1 protein-coding gene is annotated in these 361 nt (G+C 58.4%); it reads right to left on the reverse strand.

The annotated features are described in order from the left end of the window. On the reverse strand, positions 1 to 361 hold a 361-nt coding region (locus G9G53_RS25785; RefSeq protein WP_165150891.1), incomplete at both ends, for an AMP-binding enzyme.

Raw genomic sequence — 361 nt, forward strand, 5'->3', positions numbered from 1 at the left:
GCATCAAACGTGCAGGCACCATGTGCGCTGGCAGTCCGGCTTCCAGTTCGGCCTGTACCTCCTCGATCCGCAGCTCAGCTTCTCCTGTGATGTATCCGCACAAGTACTTGTGTCCACGCTCATCCGTCCGGTCGATGACTACCGCTTGACGTACACCCGGCACCCGCTGGATCGCCGTTTCGATCTCGCCCAGCTCGATCCGATAGCCCCGGATTTTCACTTGATAGTCCATCCGGCCGATAAAGTCCACATTGCCGTCCGGCATCCATCGCGCCAAGTCACCTGTGCGGTATAATCGTTCACCTGGCACGAACGGATTGGCTACGAATTTCTCGGCCGTCAGGTCCGCACGGTTCAGGTA

Source organism: Paenibacillus sp. EKM206P (assembly GCF_011066155.1).
Taxonomy (GTDB): domain Bacteria; phylum Bacillota; class Bacilli; order Paenibacillales; family Paenibacillaceae; genus Paenibacillus; species Paenibacillus polymyxa_D.